The sequence below is a fragment of the Pseudomonas sp. KCJK9111 genome (genome assembly GCF_046231935.1).
Taxonomy (GTDB): Bacteria; Pseudomonadota; Gammaproteobacteria; order Pseudomonadales; family Pseudomonadaceae; genus Aquipseudomonas; species Aquipseudomonas parafulva_B.
The window spans coordinates 146509-164333 of sequence record NZ_JBJJMO010000002.1; the positions used below are offsets into that span (position 1 = coordinate 146509).

The following is a 17825-nucleotide window of genomic DNA, read 5'->3' on the forward strand; positions in this document are numbered from 1 at the left end:
TTAAGTCAGTGACGGTGTTCGCGGGTGACACCGGCGTCGTAGTGGCTGACGACCTGGCGCCAGCCGACGGCGATCAGGCTTGCCGGGGCAAGGTCATCGACCGATGGGCTGGGGTTGCCTCGGTAGAGCCAGACGTCGGCCTCGGCGCCCCCTTCGGGCAGGATCATCAGCAGGTGGCCGGCGATTTCCGGCGCCTGGCTGCGGCCCAGGTAGGCGCCGCCCGCCAGCGACGACCATTGGTGATCGCCACGGCCCTGGCTACCGGCATCAATGACGAAAGGCGGCAGCCCCTCGGCCGCCAGCGCCTGCACCTCGGGGACGGCGCCCTGTTCCTCGCGCAGGTACTGTATTTCGTCGAAAGCCACCCGCAGGTCGGTATAGAGGCCTTGCTCAGCTGGGGTCAGGTCCCGGCGAGCGTCGATTTGATGGCTGGCGATCGGCTGATCGTCGACACGCTCCCCGCGCACCAGCACGACGCTGGCTGCCAGGGCCACGATCAATGCACTGACCAAAAGCACATACAGCGTTTCATGCCCGGCGCCGGCCGGGCGAATCACCTGAACCCGGCTCATGGTTGCGAAATGTCGGCGTAGTCGACTTCGACCACATGGCCTGGGCCTGCGTCGAACAACACGTAGAATTCGCCATCCGGGCGCTTGAAGGTGAGGGTGGAGTCATCCCCGAGCTTACCGCCGACCAGCACCTGTTCGTCGTAGCCGATCACATCCAGGGTGACCCCGGGTGCACCGCTCCCGTCCGAAAAGCCGCCCGTGCATTTGATCTGACTGCCCGGCACTTCCTCACACTCGCACATGGGGTTGTGGGCCATGGCAGCCGTGGCGGTTAACAGCAGTGAAGGGAGCATGAGCCTACGCATGAGGTGTTTCATTTGTTGCCTCCTTGTTTCTTGAGCCAGGCCACGGTGGCTGGCGATGCCTGGGCCAATGGCACCGAGGCTTGATGCATGCTGCCGTCCCAGCCTTCGAGGGTGATCCACACCTGGGCATCTGGCCGAGTACGCGGCGCAATCGGAAGGGAGGTACCCATGTGGTAGGGCGCCCCGAAGAAAATGGTGCCGGCGGCGCGCAGGCTGCGCGGTTTGCCGATGCGCAGGTAGGTGGCCTTCACCTCTTGGGCGCAGCCTTTGCAGAGGGCGGCATTGAACACCTTGAAATAGCCGGCCGGGCCATCGGCCTGGGGCACTTCGTCACGCATTTCAGCCAGGTCCAGGCTGTATGGCCCTACCTTGATATCGCGGATGACGTTCGCGCCCAGCCCGGCTTCGCCGCGAAACAGCTTGGCATCGGCAAAGTACTGAGGCATGAAGCCCAGCGGGATCAGGATCAGCAGAATGTTCAGGTGAAAGCGCCACTTCAACCAGAACTGCTTCAGTGGCCGTTGCGCGAGGGTGTGTGCCTGGCTCATGGTTGGGTCTCCAGGGTAGGCTCGCGCTGCGCGACGCGGGGGGCGCGCTCACTGCGCTTGAGGGCGGCGGCGGTGGCCTGGGCGGTGCGTTTGGTCCAGATGAGCAGGCCGCTGAACACCATCAAGGTCAACACCAGGCCGAAGAAGAACCACACCAGCTTGATCGGCAGCCCGCCGAAATCGCCGGTGTGCAGCGGACGCATGGATTCGGTGACGAACTCCAGGGGCGTGCGGTCGCTGATGCGGAACTGGCTGTCGACCTGGCGCGTGTAGGGGTTGACCGAGGCATTCTGGAACATCAGCGGGTACCAACCCGGCCCTGAAAGGCTGATGTGGCTGTAGGCCGTGGCGGGCAATATCACGAAGCTGACCTCAAGGCCTGGCACCGCGTGCCCGGCAATGCGCACGGCTTCGTCCAGGTCGATGCGTGGTGCGGGGGTGCCGTCGGTGGTCTGCGGCACGTCTTCGCGTGCAATCACCGGCACGATGGGCCGTGTGGAAATCGTGACGTGGTTATCGCCCAGAATGGCTTGGATCAGGAACCAGGTACCGGTAATGGAAATGACGGCAATGAACCAGATGGACCAGACGCCGGCCAGGCGGTGCACGTCCCCCCAGAAAATCCGCGAGCCGTGACCGGTGCGCACCGGCTTGAAGAAGCCTCTCCAGAATTTCTTGTACACCACAAGCCCCGTGACCAGGGACGCCAGCATGGGCAGGCCCAGTAGTGAAACAAGGTACCAGCCCCAGCTGTAACCGTTGGTGAACGGCACCAGCCACCACCCATGCAAGGCACGGGTGAAGGCTTCGAAATCGAAGTCGGGGGTCTTGCCCTGGATGGCCCCGGTGTAGGGGTTTACATACAGCGTAGGGCTGGTGCCGTCGGGCAGGGTAACGTTGGCAACGACCGCGAAGTGAGAGCCGTCGGGCTGGCGAAGCATGTCCACGATCATGTCCGGCTCAGCCTTGTGCAGCGCATCGAGCACTTGCTGGAAACTCAGGCGGTCCACGTCGGCATCGGGCTTGTTGGCGCGCACCGCAGGGTCGGCCAGCCATACGATCTCCTGGCTGACCACCGCGAGCATGCCGGTGAAACAGACGATGAGAACAAAGAACCAGATCGGCAGCGCGAGCCAGCTGTGGACCAGGAACCAGAGCCTGGACTTGGATTTCTTTGGAGTTTTGGCCATCAGACGATCTTCACAATAAGGGGCCGAGCATAAGCCCAACCCTGGAGAGCTGTATTGATAAGGACGAATGAGAATCGAAATTCCGTCGATTTAAATGCAAGGAAATGTTTCAGGCTGGGGAGCCGGCCCCTGCGCCTGAAGCTGGGGGCCGGTGGCAAAGCGTCTGTCAGGCGCGGGACAGGACCGCTTCTGGCAGGGGCAGGGTGCGCAACGAGGGCAGGTCTTGATAAAGCGCACGGCCAATCTCGGCGGCCCGCGAGGGCAGAACTGACAACAGGGTGTCGCTCAGGCCATGACTGTTCTCGCAGAAGCCTTGCAGGTACACCGACGCCTTGAGGTCGGGGCTGGTCAGTACGCGGTAGTTGCGATCAACGTTGAAATCCTCGAGGTAGCCAGCCAGCGGGGCCAGCAAGTCCCGGTGCGAACGGCGCTCATAGCCGGTGGCCAGGATGACGGCATCGTAGCGGTGGGTCTGTTGCTGGCCGGTGGCCAGGTCGCTGAGCGTCAACTCGATGCCCTCTGCGTTGCCCACCACGGCGTCTACCTGGCGCCGGCACAGCACATTGTGGCGGAACTGATGAGCCACTTTCTGCCGATAGAGGATGGCGTAGATGCGCTCGATCAGGTTCAGGTCGACCACCGAGTAATTGGTGTTGTGGTATTCATCGAGCAACCTGCTGCGTTGATCGGCCGGTTCGTTATAGACCAGGTCGGTGTAGTCGGGTGCAAAGATTTCGTTGACGAACGGGCTGTCGTCGGCCGGCTTGAGTGCCGAGGCGCGCAGGATCATGTCCACCTTTACCGACGGGTAGCTGTCGTTGAGGTCGATGAACGCCTCGGCTGCGCTCTGGCCTGAGCCGATGACCGCGATGCGCATCGGTTTGCCGGCGTTGCAGGGCAGCTGGCTGAGGCTGCTGAGGTAGCGGGAATGGTGGAACACGCGCGGGTCGTTCTTGAAGGCTGCGAACGTTTCCGGAATCTTCGGTGTACCGCCGCTACCCACAACCACCGAACGGGCCCTGCGGCTGTATTCCCGGCCTTCGGCATCACGGGACACCAGGCGCAGGTGTTCGACGCGGCCCTGGGTGAGTTCAGGTTCGATGCGCAGCACTTCTTCACCGTATACCGCCTGGGTCGCGAAGTGTTCGGCAGCCCAGCGCAGGTAGTCGTTGTATTCCAGTCGGCACGGGTAGAAGGTGCCCAGGTTGATGAAGTCGGCCAGGCGCTGCTTCTGGTGCAGGTAATTGACGAAGCTGTAGGGGCTGGTGGGGTTGCGCAGGGATACCAGGTCCTTGAGGAAGGAGATCTGCAACTCGCTTTGGGTGGCCAGGGTTTCACCGTGCCAGCGATAGTCTCGCTGCTTTTCGATAAATAGCGCGTCCAGGGCACGCCCTTGGCTTTCGGCAAGCTCTTCCAGGGCGATTGCCAGCGCCAGGTTGGACGGGCCGAAGCCTACGCCGATCAGATCTTTGATGGTTTCCTGCTGTGGGGCTTGGGTCATGGCCGCGATTCCATAAGGTCGATGTGGACGCTCACCGGTGATCCGGCTACCGCGCTGGTACATCTTCTGGAACGAGCCAACCAAGAGGGAATTTAGCAGGGCTCAAGACAAGGCCGTCGTAGCCGATAAATGGGGCAAGGACCGGTTTTGGAGCAAGGAATCATCATGGTCGCAATCACCTCGAGCACTCTGTTGATCAACGGCGTCTCAGCCCAGACGCTGAGCGTTGACGCTGCCGGCGAGCGCGAACGGCGCGTGCAGGCAGGCGAGGCGCCCGGCCCGCTGAGCATCGCCAGTGACAGCCTCAAAGCCAAGGCCACAGGCCAGGCACAAGCGGCCCAGGGCGAGGACAGCGACGAGCCAGAGGCGGTCAAGCTGTTGCGCGAGTTGATCAAGGCGTTGCAGAAACAGCTGGCAGAAGAGCAGAAACAACTGGCAGCGCTGATGAACAGTGACATGGAAGAGACCGCGAAGATGGCTGCCATCAGCACCAAGCAGAGCAGCATTGCCACGCTCAGCAGCCAGATCATCGCGGCCTCGGCACAATTGCTGGAACTGTTGCAGCAAAGCGGTGGCGGCAGTGCCGGTGGCCTGGTCAGCACCCGTGCGTAGCAGGCACTGACCAAACCCTGGGAGTCAGTCAGCGGCCAATCGCGCCTTGTGCCGATCGGCCTTGTACTGCATGGCCACCGCCGGGGCCGGCTTGGTCGCGCCCGTTTCCAGCCACTGGCGCATACGGCTGGCGTCGGCGAAGTGGGTGTACTTGCCGAATGCATCGAGAATGACCATGGCGACCGGCCGGTTATCCATCCGGGTCAACAGCACCAGGCAGTGCCCAGCCTCGTTGGTGAAACCGGTCTTGGTCAGCTTGATGTCCCAGTTGCTCTTGTTCACCAGGTGGTCAGTGTTGCGAAACCCGAGTGTGTAGTTGGGTTTGCTGAACGCTACGGTTTTCTCACGGGTTGTCGACAGCGTACTCAACAGGGGGTACTTGCGCGACGCCATCAATAGTTTGGTCAGGTCGCGTGCAGTGGAGACGTTCTGAGTCGAAAGACCGGTGGGCTCGATGTAGCGGGTATGGCTCATGCCCAGGCTGCGTGCCTTGGCGTTCATTGCCTTGATGAACGCCGGGTAACCGCCAGGGTAGTGGTTGGCCAGGGTGGTCGCGGCGCGGTTTTCCGAGGACATCAGGGTGATCAGCAGCGTCTCGCGTCTATTCAGCTGGCTGCCGAGCCGAACCCTGGAGTAGACGCCTTTCATGTCCGGGTTGTTGGCGATGGTCATGGTCAGCATTTCGTCCATGGGCAGCTTGGCGTCGAGCACGACCATGGCCGTCATCAGTTTGGTCACCGACGCAATGGGCAGCACGCGGTCTGGGTGACTGGCGTACAGCTCCTTGTTGCTGTTGAGGTCGATCAACAGGGCGCTGCCGGAGGCCAGGTGCAGCTTGGCAGGGTCACGTTGCAGCTGGGCGGCGGGCTGTGCAGCGACAGCGGTGCTGATGGGGGTCACGGTACCTGTGAGCAACAACAAAAGGCTGAGGGTAGACAGGATCGTTTTCACGTTGAGGCTCACTAAAGGGGGCTATGTCGTTGGCATTGCGAGGGTTTTCCCCTAGCCGGCGCATTCTGGAGTATGGCTCAAGCCGTGTCGATTGCCTTATCACCAATGGGCGCAAGGTGAAGAGAATTTAATCCTGCGGTTAGGGCTACAGCAATTCGGCTGCCCCAACTCTGTTCAGCCCCTACGGCCCTTGGTCGCCCACCGCCTAGAGCCGCTTGGGCTGTTTTACTGATTTGAGGTGAACTCCATGGGACCCAGCCCTGTCACCTTTGAACACACGGAGGATCCAGGCATGGTTGTGAAGTTGAGGACGTATCGCGGAGACGACATCCCGGAGTGGTACCAGCGTGACGATCTCGATGAGCTCTACGAGGTCGAGGATCAGCAGGGGGATGTGCAATTGCTCGAAGATGACGAGGATGCAGTGAAGCTCGTCGTAGACCTCACCTATGAAGATGAAGATGAAGATGAAGATGAAGATGCGCCCAAGCCTGAGTGATGGGAAGCAGATGATGCCTCGCAGCGGGCCCAACACCCACAGGCCCGCTGTTATTTGCGTATCGCAAAAGCCTTAGGACCTGCGCCAGGCAAGCGAGCCAATGCCTGTGAGTCGAAGCTCTGTCACGGCCAACCCGACCAGGATCAAGCCTGCGCCGGCCAGGCGCTCGGCAGGCAAGCGATCACCGGCCAGGAAGTAGCCGAACAGGCCACCGAAAATTGGCTCGCATATCAATATCAACGCCACCTTTTCCGGGGCCAACACCGCCTGGGCGCGGTTCTGGATCGCGTAAGCCAAGGCTGTTGCCAGCAGCGCCAATGCCAGTAGGGTGGCGGTGACAGGCAGCGTGGTGGGCACGGAGAACGCGTTGTTCGCCACACTCCATATCAGCGAAAGCGCGCCGACGACGCCCAGTTGAATCGAAGCCGATGCCATGGCCAGCGCTGGCGTGGTGAACGTCGATACCATCACGATATGCAAGGCGAAGCACACGGCACACCCCAGCACTAGCAAGTCACCGTAGTGCAGGGTGAACCCGTCCAGGCTCAGCAGGCCAAGTCCGAATACCGCGATCCCGGTTCCGATCCCTTGCTTGAGGCTCGGGCGACCCTTGCCCATGAGGTAAAGCAGCACCGGTGTAAAAATAGTGCACAGGCCCGTGATGAAGCCGGCATTGGAGGGCGTAGTCAGCGCGGTCCCGGAGGTCTGCAGCGAAAAAGCCATGAACAACACGACCCCGGCCAAGCCCGCATTCAACAGCGTGCCTAGGTTCATCAGTCGAAACGAGCGAATCGAGAAGGGAAACAAGGCCGCTGCTGCCAGGCTGAACATCCACGCATTCAAGGTGGAGGCAGCCATGAGGGTCAGCGTGTCGTGTTTGGCCACGAAGCTCCAGCCCCACACCGCCGTGACAGCCAGAAGCGAAATCGACCACAGGGTATTTTTCGACATGACGAATCCTTGGGCAGGCATTTATACCGAATGCTATGCCGAGCAATTTTCGTCAGCGGTACCCAAAGATCGCAAAGATAATTCAGCGCCCGGTCAATGGCAATTGTTCAATCCACCACCCAGTGGCCCCATCCAGGTTATCAACCGGTGGCCTAACCGGGTTTGGTACAGCGCATCAATAAGCAGATCATGTCATCAATCGACCAAGGCTTGCCAATGAACGCTGCAGTGGGTGGCAATGGCATATCGACCTTGCTGTAGCCACCACTCGTCACGATCACGGGCAAGCATGGACATTGCTCGTAAGCCATCCAGGCAAGGTCCCAGCCATCGAACGGGCCGGGCGTACGAACATCGGTCACGACCGCTGCCCAGGGTTGCTTGTCGAGTTGAAGAATACCTTCTGCTGCGGTTTCCACCGCCATTACCCGAGCGCCTGCTTCTTCAATGATCAAAGACAGAAACTCTCGCAAAGCGGGTTCGTCTTCGACGACCAAAATCCGTTTTCCAATCATCACCGCTGACCATATTCCGTCTATGCCTTTTCCGAGGACACAGAGCCCGACCTGTTGCCTTGAGGGGATGAGCGGTGCGGTTTGTACAACTATTGGTAAGATCGCCGCCCTTTGTACAACCCCTGTTATTGACCATCCCCGCTGCTCGGACGAGTTTTCCAATACGCAGCAGTGGGCATCTCAAGGGCCTGGCTCAAGAGTCGGCAGCCTGTGCATGGTCATGAGGCAAAAAAAAAGCCCGCACAGTGGCGGGCAACAGGGAGCAGCGCTAAATGTTCGTGTCAGGCGAGGAGGGCACCGGGGTGCAACTTTTCAATCAGGGCGCGGGCACTGGCCAGGCTTGGCATCGGTCCGCTGACCGGCTCGCCGTTGCTGACCAGGTACCAGCAAGCCAGCAGGCCCTGATCGCGCAAATTGGCCGGTACTGCCGAGCCGATAACGGACATGATCTCGATGGTGGCCATCTGCAGCCCTCCGCTAAAACATGGGGTTACTGTACCGACGCTGTGGGCGCGACTGAAATCAATGTGCTCAATAGTGCTTATCAGTTTTGCCTAACGTGCAGGCGTCATTGTGCAATGACCGTTGAGCACAGCGTCACGCGCAGTGTCGAGCCGGTAGGCTTGAGCCATCCGCTCTGCTAGGCTCATTCACCGTCCGTACACCGCAAGAGGATCGTGTATGCCCCTTACCCCCAGCAGGGATACCGTGCTGTGCATTTCCCTGGCAGGCCGCCCAGGCACCTTCGGTGTTCGCTTCCACAATCACCTCTACGAGCAGCTTGGCCTTGATTTCTACTACAAGGCCATGCGCACCGATGACTTGCCGGCAGCCGTAGCAGGCATCCGGGCGCTTGGGATTCGTGGTTGTGGTGTCTCGATGCCGTACAAGGAAGCGTGCATGGCGTTGGTCGATGAAATCGACCCGTCGGCTGCGGCAATCGATTCAGTCAACACCCTGGTCAATACCGAGGGCCACCTCAAAGCCTATAACACGGACTATTTGGCAGTCCGGCAGTTGCTGACGCAGCACAAGGTCGACCCGGCTACGGCGTTCGCCTTGCGTGGCAGCGGTGGCATGGCCAAGGCGGTGGCCAGCGCGTTGCGGGACGCAGGGTTTGGCGAAGGCATCATTGTCGCCCGTAACGAGCAGGCCGGGCGGGAGCTGGCCGATGTGTGCGGCTACCGCTGGCTGCCTGAGCTTGACGACCTTTGCCCGCCGATGCTGATCAACGTTACCCCGGTGGGCATGGCCGGTGGGCCAGAGGCGCAGCAGCTCGCGTTCAGCGAGATGGCAATTGCTGCGTCCGAGCGCGTATTCGATGTCGTGGCCATGCCAGTGCAAACACCTCTGATCGAGCATGCAGAGAAGCTTGGCAAGCAAGTGATCACCGGGCTCGAGGTCATCGCATTGCAGGCGTTGGAGCAATTTGTCCTGTACACCGGCATCAGACCAACCCCTGAGCAGGTACAAGCTGCCGTGGCCTACGCGCGCCAAGGTTGAGCCAGGGGCAGATCCTGCACTATTCGGCCACCAGCACGTTGAGCTGGTCGCTGCAGCGATTAGAACGCTTGCCTGGCCTTATCCAATTGCTCGTCAACCAGTGCACGACCATACGCCAGCGACACATGCTGAGCATTGTCCAAGTCGCTGAAGAACTTCATGGGCATCGATAGCCGCCGGCTGACATGGCCGTCAGGCGCCGTGATCAGGCAGCCTGCCGCAAAAGGTAAAGGCGAGCCAGGGTGAGGCATCACGCTGGCGGTGATGAGGTGCTTGCGGTATTCACACTGGAGCGATTGCATGATCGGTACCTCGCTGTGGCAATGAAGCCTTTACTTTATATACCACAGCAAAGGGCATGCAGGCGGACGCCCGACGAGCGTGGCCTGTGAGCCTTAAGCTTTGAGCTCACCAGGCTGGATGACCTCGACCCAGTAACCATCTGGGTCCTTGATGAAGGCCAAGTGGTTCATACGCCCGTCTTGCAGGCGTTTCTGGAACGGCACGCCCAGGGCTTCGAAGCGGGCGCAGGCTTCACGCACGTCCGGCACCGATACACAGATGTGGCCGAAGCCGCGTGGATCGGTATTGCCATCGTGGTAGGCGAAGTCGGCATCCTGTTCGGTGCCATGGTTGTGCGTAAGCTCAAGCACGCCTGGGATCGACTTCATCCACTGATGGCGGGCATGGTCGTCCTCTGGAATCTGGGCGGGGTCGACCAGGGCCAGGAAGTACAGGCTGAAAGCAGCCTCTGGGAAATCACGCTTGTCCACCAGGCGGAAACCCAACACGCGCGTATAGAAATCCAGCGACTTCTGGATGTCCTTGACCCGCAGCATGGTGTGGTTGAAGACGAATTGGGCAGTGGCAACGTCAGGCTGTGGGGTGACGCCCGGAACGGTTTGCAGATCGTGCAAGCTCATGGAAACTCCTGAGACGGGGCCGGGTGCCAGGACCCGGCGAAACGGACAGGCTGCTCATGATACGGAAGTGAAACGATTGCGCAAATGAAAGCGCCCTGCTCAAGGCAGGGCGCTGGAATTAGAGGCCCGCGTGTGCGGGCGCGTGATGGGGTCGCTAGTCCGTTAGCTGTGTTCATGGTGCCTGCGGCGCTGTGAAAAAAGTGTGAAGCCAGTGTTGAGGTTTCATCATGGTGTTGACGCGATCAAGTTCATGGCCGGTTGCTTTGTCGCAACTGGACGAAAGCGTACGAGGAGGGTAGATGAAACAGGTACTGCTGATCGGCATCGGCGCTGGGGATCCTCGCCACCTGACCTATGAGGCGGTCGATGCACTGCGCGGTGTGGACGTGTTTTTTGTCATGGACAAAGGCCCCGAGGTGCAAGACCTTCTGGGGTTGCGCAAGGCGATTCTGCAACGCTACCTGCCAGACCACAGCTATCGCATCGTGCAGATCACCGACCCGCCACGCGCCAGACAGCCCTCAGGGTATGCAACGTCCATTGAAGTCTGGCACCAACAGAGGGCGGCAGCCTATGCCGCCGCGCTGCAAACGGAACTGCAGCCAGGGCAGACCGGCGCATTTTTGCTGTGGGGTGAACCTGGCTTGTACGACAGCACGCTGCGTGTGATGGAGCTGGTGCGTGAACGGGGGGTGTCGCTTGCTTTGAAGGTGCTACCCGGAATAAGCAGCATGCAGCTGTTGGCCGCCCGTCATCAGATCGCGCTCACGCGTGTCGGTGGGCCGTTGATCGTGGTGCCGGGGCGGCGGCTGGCGAATCTTGAGCGCATCGATAATGTTGTGGTGATGCTCGACAGTCACTGCGCCTTCGCTGCACTGTCGGATCCAGCGCTCACGATCTTCTGGGGCGCTTACCTGGGAACCGCGGACGAAATGCTGATCGCCGGGCCCCTGGAAGCGGTCAAGGCACGCATCCTGGAGGCCCGGGCAAGTCAACGTCGGCGCAAGGGTTGGATAATGGACATCTACTTGCTGCGTCGTGAAGTGTTCGCGACTACGGATTGACCAACCTGACCGGCTACTGCGCCGAGCGCGCGCCAAGGATGGAGGCCACCGTGTCTCGCAACTGATCGATGGAGTAAGGCTTGCCAATTCTATACATGCCTTCCGGCACGTCGACGTTTTCTCCATACCCACTGGCGAACAGTACAGGGAGCATAGGGCGCAGCCCGCGTGCGCTCTTGGCCAGGTCATGGCCATCCATGTCCGGCAAGCCAACATCGGTTATCATGAGTTCGAGCGTTTGGTCAGGATTTTCGAGTACTTTCAGTGCGGTCGCAGCGTCATGCGCCTCGATCACGGCGTAGCTCAGATCTTCGAGGACCTCGACCATGAGCATGCGTACGATGTCGTCGTCCTCGACTACCAGAAGGGACATGGTTCAGATCCTGTCTTGATGAATGTCTTTGCTCTGTGCCTCACCAGGGCCCAGAAGTTCCCGAAGGATACCGATCTGATCGATCCGATGGAACGATTGGAACAGGTATGTTTCAAATGCTGGCTAAATGCCGGGCCAACTGATCAGAGCTTGCGCCAGGCCAGGGGCTGCCCCTCACCATAAGGAAAGATTGACCATGCTGTTCATGGACTCCATTTGCTCGGGCGTTTTCAGATGATACAAGCTGCCTCGATGGATCAACGTAGCTTTCGCAAGCTGTTGAGCCGCAACATCGGCCTGCCCCTGGGGCTCGGCCTGCTCGGTGCCGTGGCATTCGTCGCCGTTATCAACTACCTGCTCTCTGCCATGCAGTGGGTGGAACATACCGACCAGGTCATTGGCAACGCCAACGAGACGCTCAAGCTCTCGATCGACATGGAAACGGGCATGCGCGGGTTTCTGATCACGGGCGATGAGCGCTTCCTGGACCCTTACGAGGTGGCCAAGCCCAGGATCTTCAACAGCCTGCAAAGCCTGCGCAGCATGGTCGAGGACAATCCCCAGCAGGTCGAACGCATCGACCGGCTGATCGCGCTGCAGGGCGCGTGGAACGACTTCGGCAGCCAAATGATCGACCTGCGCCGCGCAGAAGGGGGATACCGCGAGCTGATTGGTAATGGCCGTGGCAAACGCCTGACCGACGAAATCCGCAAGGAGTTCGAGGACCTGATCGGGGCTGAGCAACAGCTGCGCATGACGCGTAATGAGACGGTCAGTACTGTCACCGTCGCCGGCATCATCACATTCGTTGTGCTGCTGGTCGGGCTCAGCGCATTACTCGCTTATCTCGGGCGCCGTGACTTGCTGGCCTTGTCCGACAGCTACACCAAGAACTTGCAGGCCCAGCAGCGCGCTGCGGAGCGCCTGGAGCATCAGGCCTGGCTACGCAACGGCCAGACCCAACTGGCCCAGCAGGTGCTGGGTCAATTGTCCCTGCCCATGCTGGGAGACAAGATCCTGCGGTTTTTCGCTGCCTACCTGGGCAGTGTGGTGGGCGCCGTGTATGTGCGGGATGAACATGGCCGCCTGGTGCGCGTGGCCAGTTATGGGCTCGAAGCCCAGGAGCAGGCGCGCGAACAGGTGCTGGGTGATCACCACGGCTTGCTGGCGCAAGCGGTACGTGAAGAACGGCTGATCCGCCTCGATGCCTTGCCGGAGGACTATTACCGTTTGGCGTCGGGCCTGGGCAAGGGGTTACCGCGCAGCGGGCTGATCGTGCCGGCTCTTGAGGACGGTCAGGTTAACGGCGTCATTGAACTGGGGCTGCTGCGCCCATTGCAGGACCGCGACGCGGAGATGCTCGAGCGCGTGGCGGGCAACCTGGGTATGTCGATCGAAAGCGCCCGCTACCGTCAACGCCTGCAAGAGGTGCTGGCCGAAACCCAGCAGCTCAACGAAGAGCTACAGGTCCAGCAGGAGGAGCTCAAGACCGCCAACGAAGAACTCGAAGAGCAGTCCCGAGTGCTCAAGGAGTCCCAGGCTTATCTGGAGACCCAACAGGCGGAGCTCGAGCAGACCAACGAACAACTCTCCGAACGCACCGATGCACTGGACCTCAAGAACGAAGAGCTCAGCCGCGCCCAGACCGAGCTTCAGGCTCGCGCCGATGAGCTGCAGCGTTCGAGCAAGTACAAGTCCGAATTCCTTGCCAACATGTCCCACGAGCTGCGCACGCCGCTCAACAGCTCGCTGATCCTGGCCAAGCTGCTGGCCGAGAACGGCGAGGGCAACCTGAGCCAGGAGCAGGTCAAATTCGCCGAGTCCATCTACTCGGCAGGCAATGACCTGCTCAACCTCATCAACGACATCCTGGACATCGCCAAGGTCGAAGCCGGCAAGCTTGAGGTGCGCCCCGAAACGACCCACGTCGATCGTCTGGTCGAGGGCTTGCGCGACATGTTCACGCCACTGGCCTCCCAGAAGGGGCTGGGCTTCGAGGTCACAGCTGAGAACCACGTGCCTGCGACCCTGTTCACCGATCGCCAGCGCCTTGAACAGATCCTCAAGAACCTGTTGTCCAACGCCATCAAGTTCACCGAGCGTGGCCAGGTCAGCCTGAATATCGGTTACCAGCCCGAGGCCGGTATCGTGTTCGCGGTGCACGACACCGGGATTGGTATCGCGCCTGATCAGCAGCAAGCCATCTTCGGCGCATTTCACCAGGTCGATGGCACCAGTAATCGCCGCTATGGAGGCACCGGGCTGGGCCTGTCCATCTCGCGCGACCTGGCCCGCCTGCTGGGCGGGCAGATCACCGTACAGAGCACGCCGGGCCAAGGCAGCGTATTCAGCCTGGTACTGCCAGAGCGCCATGATGTCGACGAACAGCCCGTCGCGCCGCTTACCCTGCGCCCTGCGGTGACTTCAATGCCATCGGTCATCCAGCCGCCAGCAGCGGCGGCCAAGCCCCCGGTACTGGCCTTCACCGATGATCGCGAGCGGGCGCCGTTTACCAACCGCTGCATTCTGGTCATTGAGGACGAGCCTAACTTTGCCCGTATTCTCTTCGATCTGGCCCATGAACTGGGCTACAGCTGCCTGGTGGCCCATGGCGCGGACGAAGGTTTCGAACTGGCCGCTCGGTTCCTGCCCGATGCCGTGCTCCTGGACATGCGACTGCCGGACCATTCCGGCCTCACTGTACTGCAGCGCCTGAAGGAGCGGACCGAGACGCGCCACATCCCGGTGCATATCATTTCGGTCGAGGATCGGGTGGAGGCGGCCATGCACATGGGCGCGGTCGGTTACGCGGTCAAACCCACCAGTCGCGAGGAGCTCAAGGAAGTCTTCGGGCGCCTGGAAGCCAAGCTGACTCAGAAGCTCAAGCGCATCCTGCTGGTCGAAGACGATGACCTGCAGCGCGAGAGCATTGCCCGGTTGATCGGCGACGAGGACGTCGAGATCACCGCCGTGGGCCTGGCGCAGGAGGCCTTGGCACTGCTGCGCGAGCACGTCTACGACTGCATGATCATCGACCTCAAGTTACCTGACATGCTCGGTAACGAGTTGCTCAAGCGCATGACGGCCGAAGACATCCGAGCCTTCCCGCCTGTGATCGTCTATACAGGCCGTAACCTGACGCGCGAAGAGGAGGCCGACCTGCTCAAGTATTCGCGCTCGATCATCATCAAGGGCGCACGCTCGCCCGAGCGTCTGCTCGATGAGGTCACCCTGTTCCTGCACAAGGTGGAGTCGCAGCTGTCCCATGAACGTCAGCGCATGCTCAAGACCGCGCGAAGCCGCGACAAGGTATTCGAAGGGCGCAAGATCCTGCTGGTAGACGACGATGTGCGCAACATCTTCGCCCTGACCAGCGCCCTGGAGCACAAGGGGGCCATCGTCGAAATCGGCCGCAATGGCCGCGAAGCCATCGAACGCCTCGAACAGCATGAAGATATCGACCTGGTACTGATGGACGTGATGATGCCGGAAATGGACGGTTTCGAAGCGACCCGGCTTATCCGCCAGCAGCCTCGCTGGCGCAAGCTGCCGATCATCGCCGTGACCGCCAAGGCGATGAAGGATGACCAGCACCGCTGCCTGCAGGCCGGCGCCAATGATTACCTGGCAAAGCCCATCGACCTGGACCGCCTGTTCTCGCTGATACGTGTGTGGTTGCCGCAACTGGAGCGAATTTGATTAGCGAACGCAATACCGACATCGAGATCCGCTTGCTCATCGAGGCCATCTACCTCAAGTACAGCTACGATTTTCGCAACTATTCCGGCGCTTCGATCAAGCGCCGGATCCTGCATGCCCTGCGCCAGTTCGACTGCCAGACCGTGTCCGCGCTTCAGGAGCGGGTACTGCATGACCCAGGCATGTTCATGCAGCTGTTGCAGTACCTGACGATTCCGGTCAGCGAGATGTTCCGCGACCCTGGCCACTTCCTTGCCCTGCGCACTGAAGTGGTTCCATTGCTGCGCACATGGCCATCGATAAAGATCTGGATTGCCGGCTGCAGTACAGGCGAAGAGGTGTATTCGATGGCCATCTTGCTGCGCGAGGAAGGTCTGCTGGAGCGCACCATCATCTACGCCACCGACATCAACCCGCACTCGCTGGAAAAAGCGAAGCAAGGCATCTATTCCATGCCGAGCATGCGCGAGTACAAAGAGAACTACAGGTTGGCCGGTGGGCGTCGTGACTTTTCGGAGTACTACACCGCTGCCTACGGCAATGCCATCATGGACAGCACCTTGCGTGAGCAGGTGACCTTCGCCGACCACAGCCTGGCCACTGACAGCGTGTTCTCGGAAACCCAGCTCGTCTCGTGCCGCAACGTGCTCATCTATTTCGACAAGGTCCTGCAGGACCGGGCCCTGGGCCTGTTCCACGAGTCCCTCTGCCACCGGGGTTTCCTGGTACTGGGCAGCAAGGAGTCGGTCGATTTCTCGGCCTATAGCCAGCGCTTCGAGCCCTGGGTCAAACCTGAACGGATCTACCGCAAGTCATGAAGGGTATACAGGCTGTGGTGATCGGTGCTTCGGCGGGCGGTGTGACTGCTCTGTTCAAGGTGCTCGGCGGGTTGCCAGGGGCGTGCAAAATTCCTGTGGTGTGCCTGTTGCATCTGCCTGAGGACCGGCATAGCCATCTGGCTGAAGTGCTGCAACGTCGCCTGGGCCGGCCGGTGCTCGAAGCCCGTGACAAGCAGTCTTTGCAAGACGGCGGCATTTTTGTGGCAGGCCCTAGTTATCACCTTTCGGTGGAGTGCGACTTCACCTTGTCTTTGAGCCAGGAACCGCCGCAACATTTTTCCAGGCCTTCGATCGACTACCTGTTCATGTCGGCAGCCGATGCCTATGGCAAGGCGCTGCTCGGCATATTGCTCACTGGCGCAAACGAAGATGGCGCCCAAGGGCTTGCCTACATCAAGAACAGCGGCGGCCGGACCATCGTCCAGGACCCCCGCGATGCACAGGTCGCGCTGATGCCGGAGGCCGCCTTGGCCCTGCACCGGCCCGACCATATTCTTCCTTTGAGTGGTATCGAGCAGTTGCTTGGTACTCTGGAATCCAGCGCATGTTAAGCCAGACCATCGCCAAATTGCTGATCGTCGACGATCTGCCAGAAAATCTCCTGGCCCTCGATGCCCTCATCCAGGGTGACGATCGCGAGGTGCATCAGGCCCAGTCCGCCGAAGCGGCGTTGTCACTGCTGCTTGAGCACGAATTCGCCTTGGCCATCCTGGACGTGCAGATGCCTGGCATGAACGGGTTCGAGCTGGCCGAGCTGATGCGCGGCACCGAGAAAACCCGCAACATCCCCATCGTGTTCGTGACCGCGGCCGGGCGCGAGATGAACTATGCCTTCAAGGGCTACGAAAGCGGTGCCGTGGATTTCCTCTACAAGCCGCTCGATACCATGGCGGTCAAAAGCAAAGTCTCGGTTTTCGTCGATCTCTACCGTCAACGCAAAGTGCTCGACCAGCAACTGCAAGCGCTCGAACGCAGCCGGCAGGAGCAGGAAGCCTTGCTGGACAAGCTGCAAAGCGCACGCTGCGAGCTGGAGCACGCTGTGCGGATGCGTGACGATTTCATGTCCATCGTCTCCCATGAGGTGAGGACGCCCCTGAACGGTTTGATCCTGGAAACGCAGCTGCGCAAGCTGAACCTGGCCAGGGGCAATCTGGAGGCCTTCAGTGAGGAAAAGCTAAAGGCCATGGTCGAGCGCGACGAGCGCCAGATCAACAGCCTGATACGGCTGATCGAAGACATGCTCGACGTGTCACGCATCCGCACCGGTAAACTGTCGCTGCGCCCGAAGCTGTTTGACCTCAGTCAGCTGGTACGGGGGTTGGTGGAGAACTTCACGGCGCAAGCGATCGCGCTGGATACCCGAATCGACCTGCATTGTGACGGGCGCCTGGCTGGCGAGTGGGACGAGTTCCGCATCGAGCAAGTGCTGGCCAACCTTTTGTCCAACGCCCTGCGCTACGGGGAGCGCAAACCTGTGCACGTGCGGGTGTTCGAGCTCGACGGCATGGCATGCGTGCAGGTGCAAGACAACGGCATTGGCATTGGTGCGGCCAACCAGCAGCGCATCTTCCAGCAGTTCGAGCGGGTGTCGAACCATCAGGCTACTGGTGGCCTGGGGCTTGGGCTTTATATCTCCGAGCAGATCGTCCAGGCCCACCGCGGGCGCATTCTGGTCGAGAGCGAGGAGGGCCAAGGTGCCACGTTCACCCTGCAACTGCCGCTTGGCGTGTGCGAACAACAAAACGACCAGGCGCGGGCAACCTCTGCGTGAGCCCGGGGT

20 protein-coding genes are annotated in these 17825 nt (G+C 60.6%); 8 read left to right on the forward strand and 12 right to left on the reverse strand.

Annotated elements, in window-relative coordinates; genetic code table 11:
- Positions 1–5: 5 nt before the first annotated feature.
- From ACK59L_RS01660 to ACK59L_RS01680, 5 genes are all read right to left on the reverse strand, one after another.
- Complete coding sequence (locus ACK59L_RS01660) at positions 6–572, reverse strand: DUF6162 family protein (protein WP_409271466.1); 567 nt, start codon at positions 570–572, stop codon at positions 6–8.
- Positions 569–889 (reverse strand): hypothetical protein, encoded by a 321-nt coding sequence (locus ACK59L_RS01665; RefSeq protein WP_027914698.1) that lies wholly within the window; start codon positions 887–889, stop codon positions 569–571. The genes ACK59L_RS01660 and ACK59L_RS01665 overlap by 4 nt, the downstream gene beginning before the upstream one ends.
- Positions 886–1425 (reverse strand): thiamine pyrophosphate-binding protein, encoded by a 540-nt coding sequence (locus tag ACK59L_RS01670; protein ID WP_144964194.1) that lies wholly within the window; start codon positions 1423–1425, stop codon positions 886–888. The genes ACK59L_RS01665 and ACK59L_RS01670 overlap by 4 nt, the downstream gene beginning before the upstream one ends.
- Positions 1422–2615 carry a PepSY domain-containing protein gene (locus ACK59L_RS01675; RefSeq protein ID WP_058603898.1) on the reverse strand — a complete coding sequence of 398 codons (1194 nt, stop codon included), beginning with the start codon at positions 2613–2615 and terminating at the stop codon, positions 1422–1424. Before ACK59L_RS01675 ends, ACK59L_RS01670 begins: the two co-directional genes overlap by 4 nt.
- 166 nt (positions 2616–2781) lie before the next feature.
- Positions 2782–4116 carry a lysine N(6)-hydroxylase/L-ornithine N(5)-oxygenase family protein gene (locus ACK59L_RS01680; RefSeq protein ID WP_196134962.1) on the reverse strand — a complete coding sequence of 445 codons (1335 nt, stop codon included), beginning with the start codon at positions 4114–4116 and terminating at the stop codon, positions 2782–2784.
- A gap of 165 nt (positions 4117–4281) precedes the next feature.
- Between ACK59L_RS01680 and ACK59L_RS01685 the strand changes: the two genes are divergently transcribed.
- Positions 4282–4728 (forward strand): hypothetical protein, encoded by a 447-nt coding sequence (locus tag ACK59L_RS01685; RefSeq protein WP_409271469.1) that lies wholly within the window; start codon positions 4282–4284, stop codon positions 4726–4728.
- A gap of 24 nt (positions 4729–4752) precedes the next feature.
- Here ACK59L_RS01685 and pbpG read toward each other — a convergent pair whose 3' ends face one another.
- Positions 4753–5679: a D-alanyl-D-alanine endopeptidase gene (gene pbpG / locus ACK59L_RS01690; RefSeq protein WP_409271471.1), complete on the reverse strand. Its 927-nt coding sequence runs from the start codon at positions 5677–5679 to the stop codon at positions 4753–4755.
- A gap of 298 nt (positions 5680–5977) precedes the next feature.
- Between pbpG and ACK59L_RS01695 the strand changes: the two genes are divergently transcribed.
- Positions 5978–6178 (forward strand): hypothetical protein, encoded by a 201-nt coding sequence (locus ACK59L_RS01695; protein WP_409271473.1) that lies wholly within the window; start codon positions 5978–5980, stop codon positions 6176–6178.
- A 72-nt stretch (positions 6179–6250) separates the two neighbouring features.
- Here ACK59L_RS01695 and ACK59L_RS01700 read toward each other — a convergent pair whose 3' ends face one another.
- The 3 genes from ACK59L_RS01700 to ACK59L_RS01710 form a co-directional block, all read right to left on the reverse strand.
- Positions 6251–7129 carry a DMT family transporter gene (locus tag ACK59L_RS01700; protein WP_409271475.1) on the reverse strand — a complete coding sequence of 293 codons (879 nt, stop codon included), beginning with the start codon at positions 7127–7129 and terminating at the stop codon, positions 6251–6253.
- A 152-nt stretch (positions 7130–7281) separates the two neighbouring features.
- Complete coding sequence (locus ACK59L_RS01705; RefSeq protein ID WP_409271477.1) at positions 7282–7644, reverse strand: response regulator; 363 nt, start codon at positions 7642–7644, stop codon at positions 7282–7284.
- Between the two features lie 281 nt (positions 7645–7925).
- The gene (locus ACK59L_RS01710) at positions 7926–8108 is read right to left on the reverse strand and encodes a hypothetical protein (protein ID WP_409271479.1); all 183 of its coding nucleotides are present in this window, start codon (positions 8106–8108) and stop codon (positions 7926–7928) included.
- Positions 8109–8325: 217 nt separating this feature from the next.
- Between ACK59L_RS01710 and ACK59L_RS01715 the strand changes: the two genes are divergently transcribed.
- Positions 8326–9147: a shikimate 5-dehydrogenase gene (locus tag ACK59L_RS01715; RefSeq protein WP_144964186.1), complete on the forward strand. Its 822-nt coding sequence runs from the start codon at positions 8326–8328 to the stop codon at positions 9145–9147.
- Between the two features lie 59 nt (positions 9148–9206).
- Here ACK59L_RS01715 and ACK59L_RS01720 read toward each other — a convergent pair whose 3' ends face one another.
- Positions 9207–9449 (reverse strand): hypothetical protein, encoded by a 243-nt coding sequence (locus ACK59L_RS01720; RefSeq protein ID WP_409271481.1) that lies wholly within the window; start codon positions 9447–9449, stop codon positions 9207–9209.
- 93 nt (positions 9450–9542) lie between these two features.
- On the reverse strand, positions 9543–10070 hold the full coding sequence (gene gloA, locus ACK59L_RS01725) for a lactoylglutathione lyase (RefSeq protein WP_409271483.1): 528 nt from the start codon (positions 10068–10070) through the stop codon (positions 9543–9545).
- A gap of 299 nt (positions 10071–10369) precedes the next feature.
- On the opposite strand from gloA, the gene cobF reads away from it, so the two are divergent.
- Positions 10370–11134: a precorrin-6A synthase (deacetylating) gene (cobF, locus tag ACK59L_RS01730; protein ID WP_409271485.1), complete on the forward strand. Its 765-nt coding sequence runs from the start codon at positions 10370–10372 to the stop codon at positions 11132–11134.
- Between the two features lie 13 nt (positions 11135–11147).
- On the opposite strand, the gene ACK59L_RS01735 is transcribed toward cobF, so the two are convergent.
- The gene (locus ACK59L_RS01735) at positions 11148–11507 is read right to left on the reverse strand and encodes a response regulator (protein ID WP_196134968.1); all 360 of its coding nucleotides are present in this window, start codon (positions 11505–11507) and stop codon (positions 11148–11150) included.
- A 234-nt stretch (positions 11508–11741) separates the two neighbouring features.
- Between ACK59L_RS01735 and ACK59L_RS01740 the strand changes: the two genes are divergently transcribed.
- Genes ACK59L_RS01740 through ACK59L_RS01755 form a run of 4 tightly spaced genes read left to right on the forward strand, consistent with a single transcriptional unit; the run spans position 11742 to position 17816 of the window.
- On the forward strand, positions 11742–15206 hold the full coding sequence (locus ACK59L_RS01740) for a response regulator (RefSeq protein ID WP_409271487.1): 3465 nt from the start codon (positions 11742–11744) through the stop codon (positions 15204–15206).
- Positions 15203–16024, forward strand: coding sequence for a protein-glutamate O-methyltransferase CheR (locus tag ACK59L_RS01745; RefSeq protein WP_196134970.1), 822 nt, complete (start codon positions 15203–15205; stop codon positions 16022–16024). The genes ACK59L_RS01740 and ACK59L_RS01745 overlap by 4 nt, the downstream gene beginning before the upstream one ends.
- A complete protein-coding gene (locus tag ACK59L_RS01750; RefSeq protein ID WP_196134971.1) occupies positions 16021–16596 on the forward strand; it encodes a chemotaxis protein CheB in 576 nt (191 codons plus the stop codon). Before ACK59L_RS01745 ends, ACK59L_RS01750 begins: the two co-directional genes overlap by 4 nt.
- Positions 16590–17816, forward strand: a complete 1227-nt coding sequence (locus tag ACK59L_RS01755; protein ID WP_409271490.1) for an ATP-binding protein — start codon at positions 16590–16592, stop codon at positions 17814–17816. The genes ACK59L_RS01750 and ACK59L_RS01755 overlap by 7 nt, the downstream gene beginning before the upstream one ends.
- Positions 17817–17825: the final 9 nt, after the last annotated feature.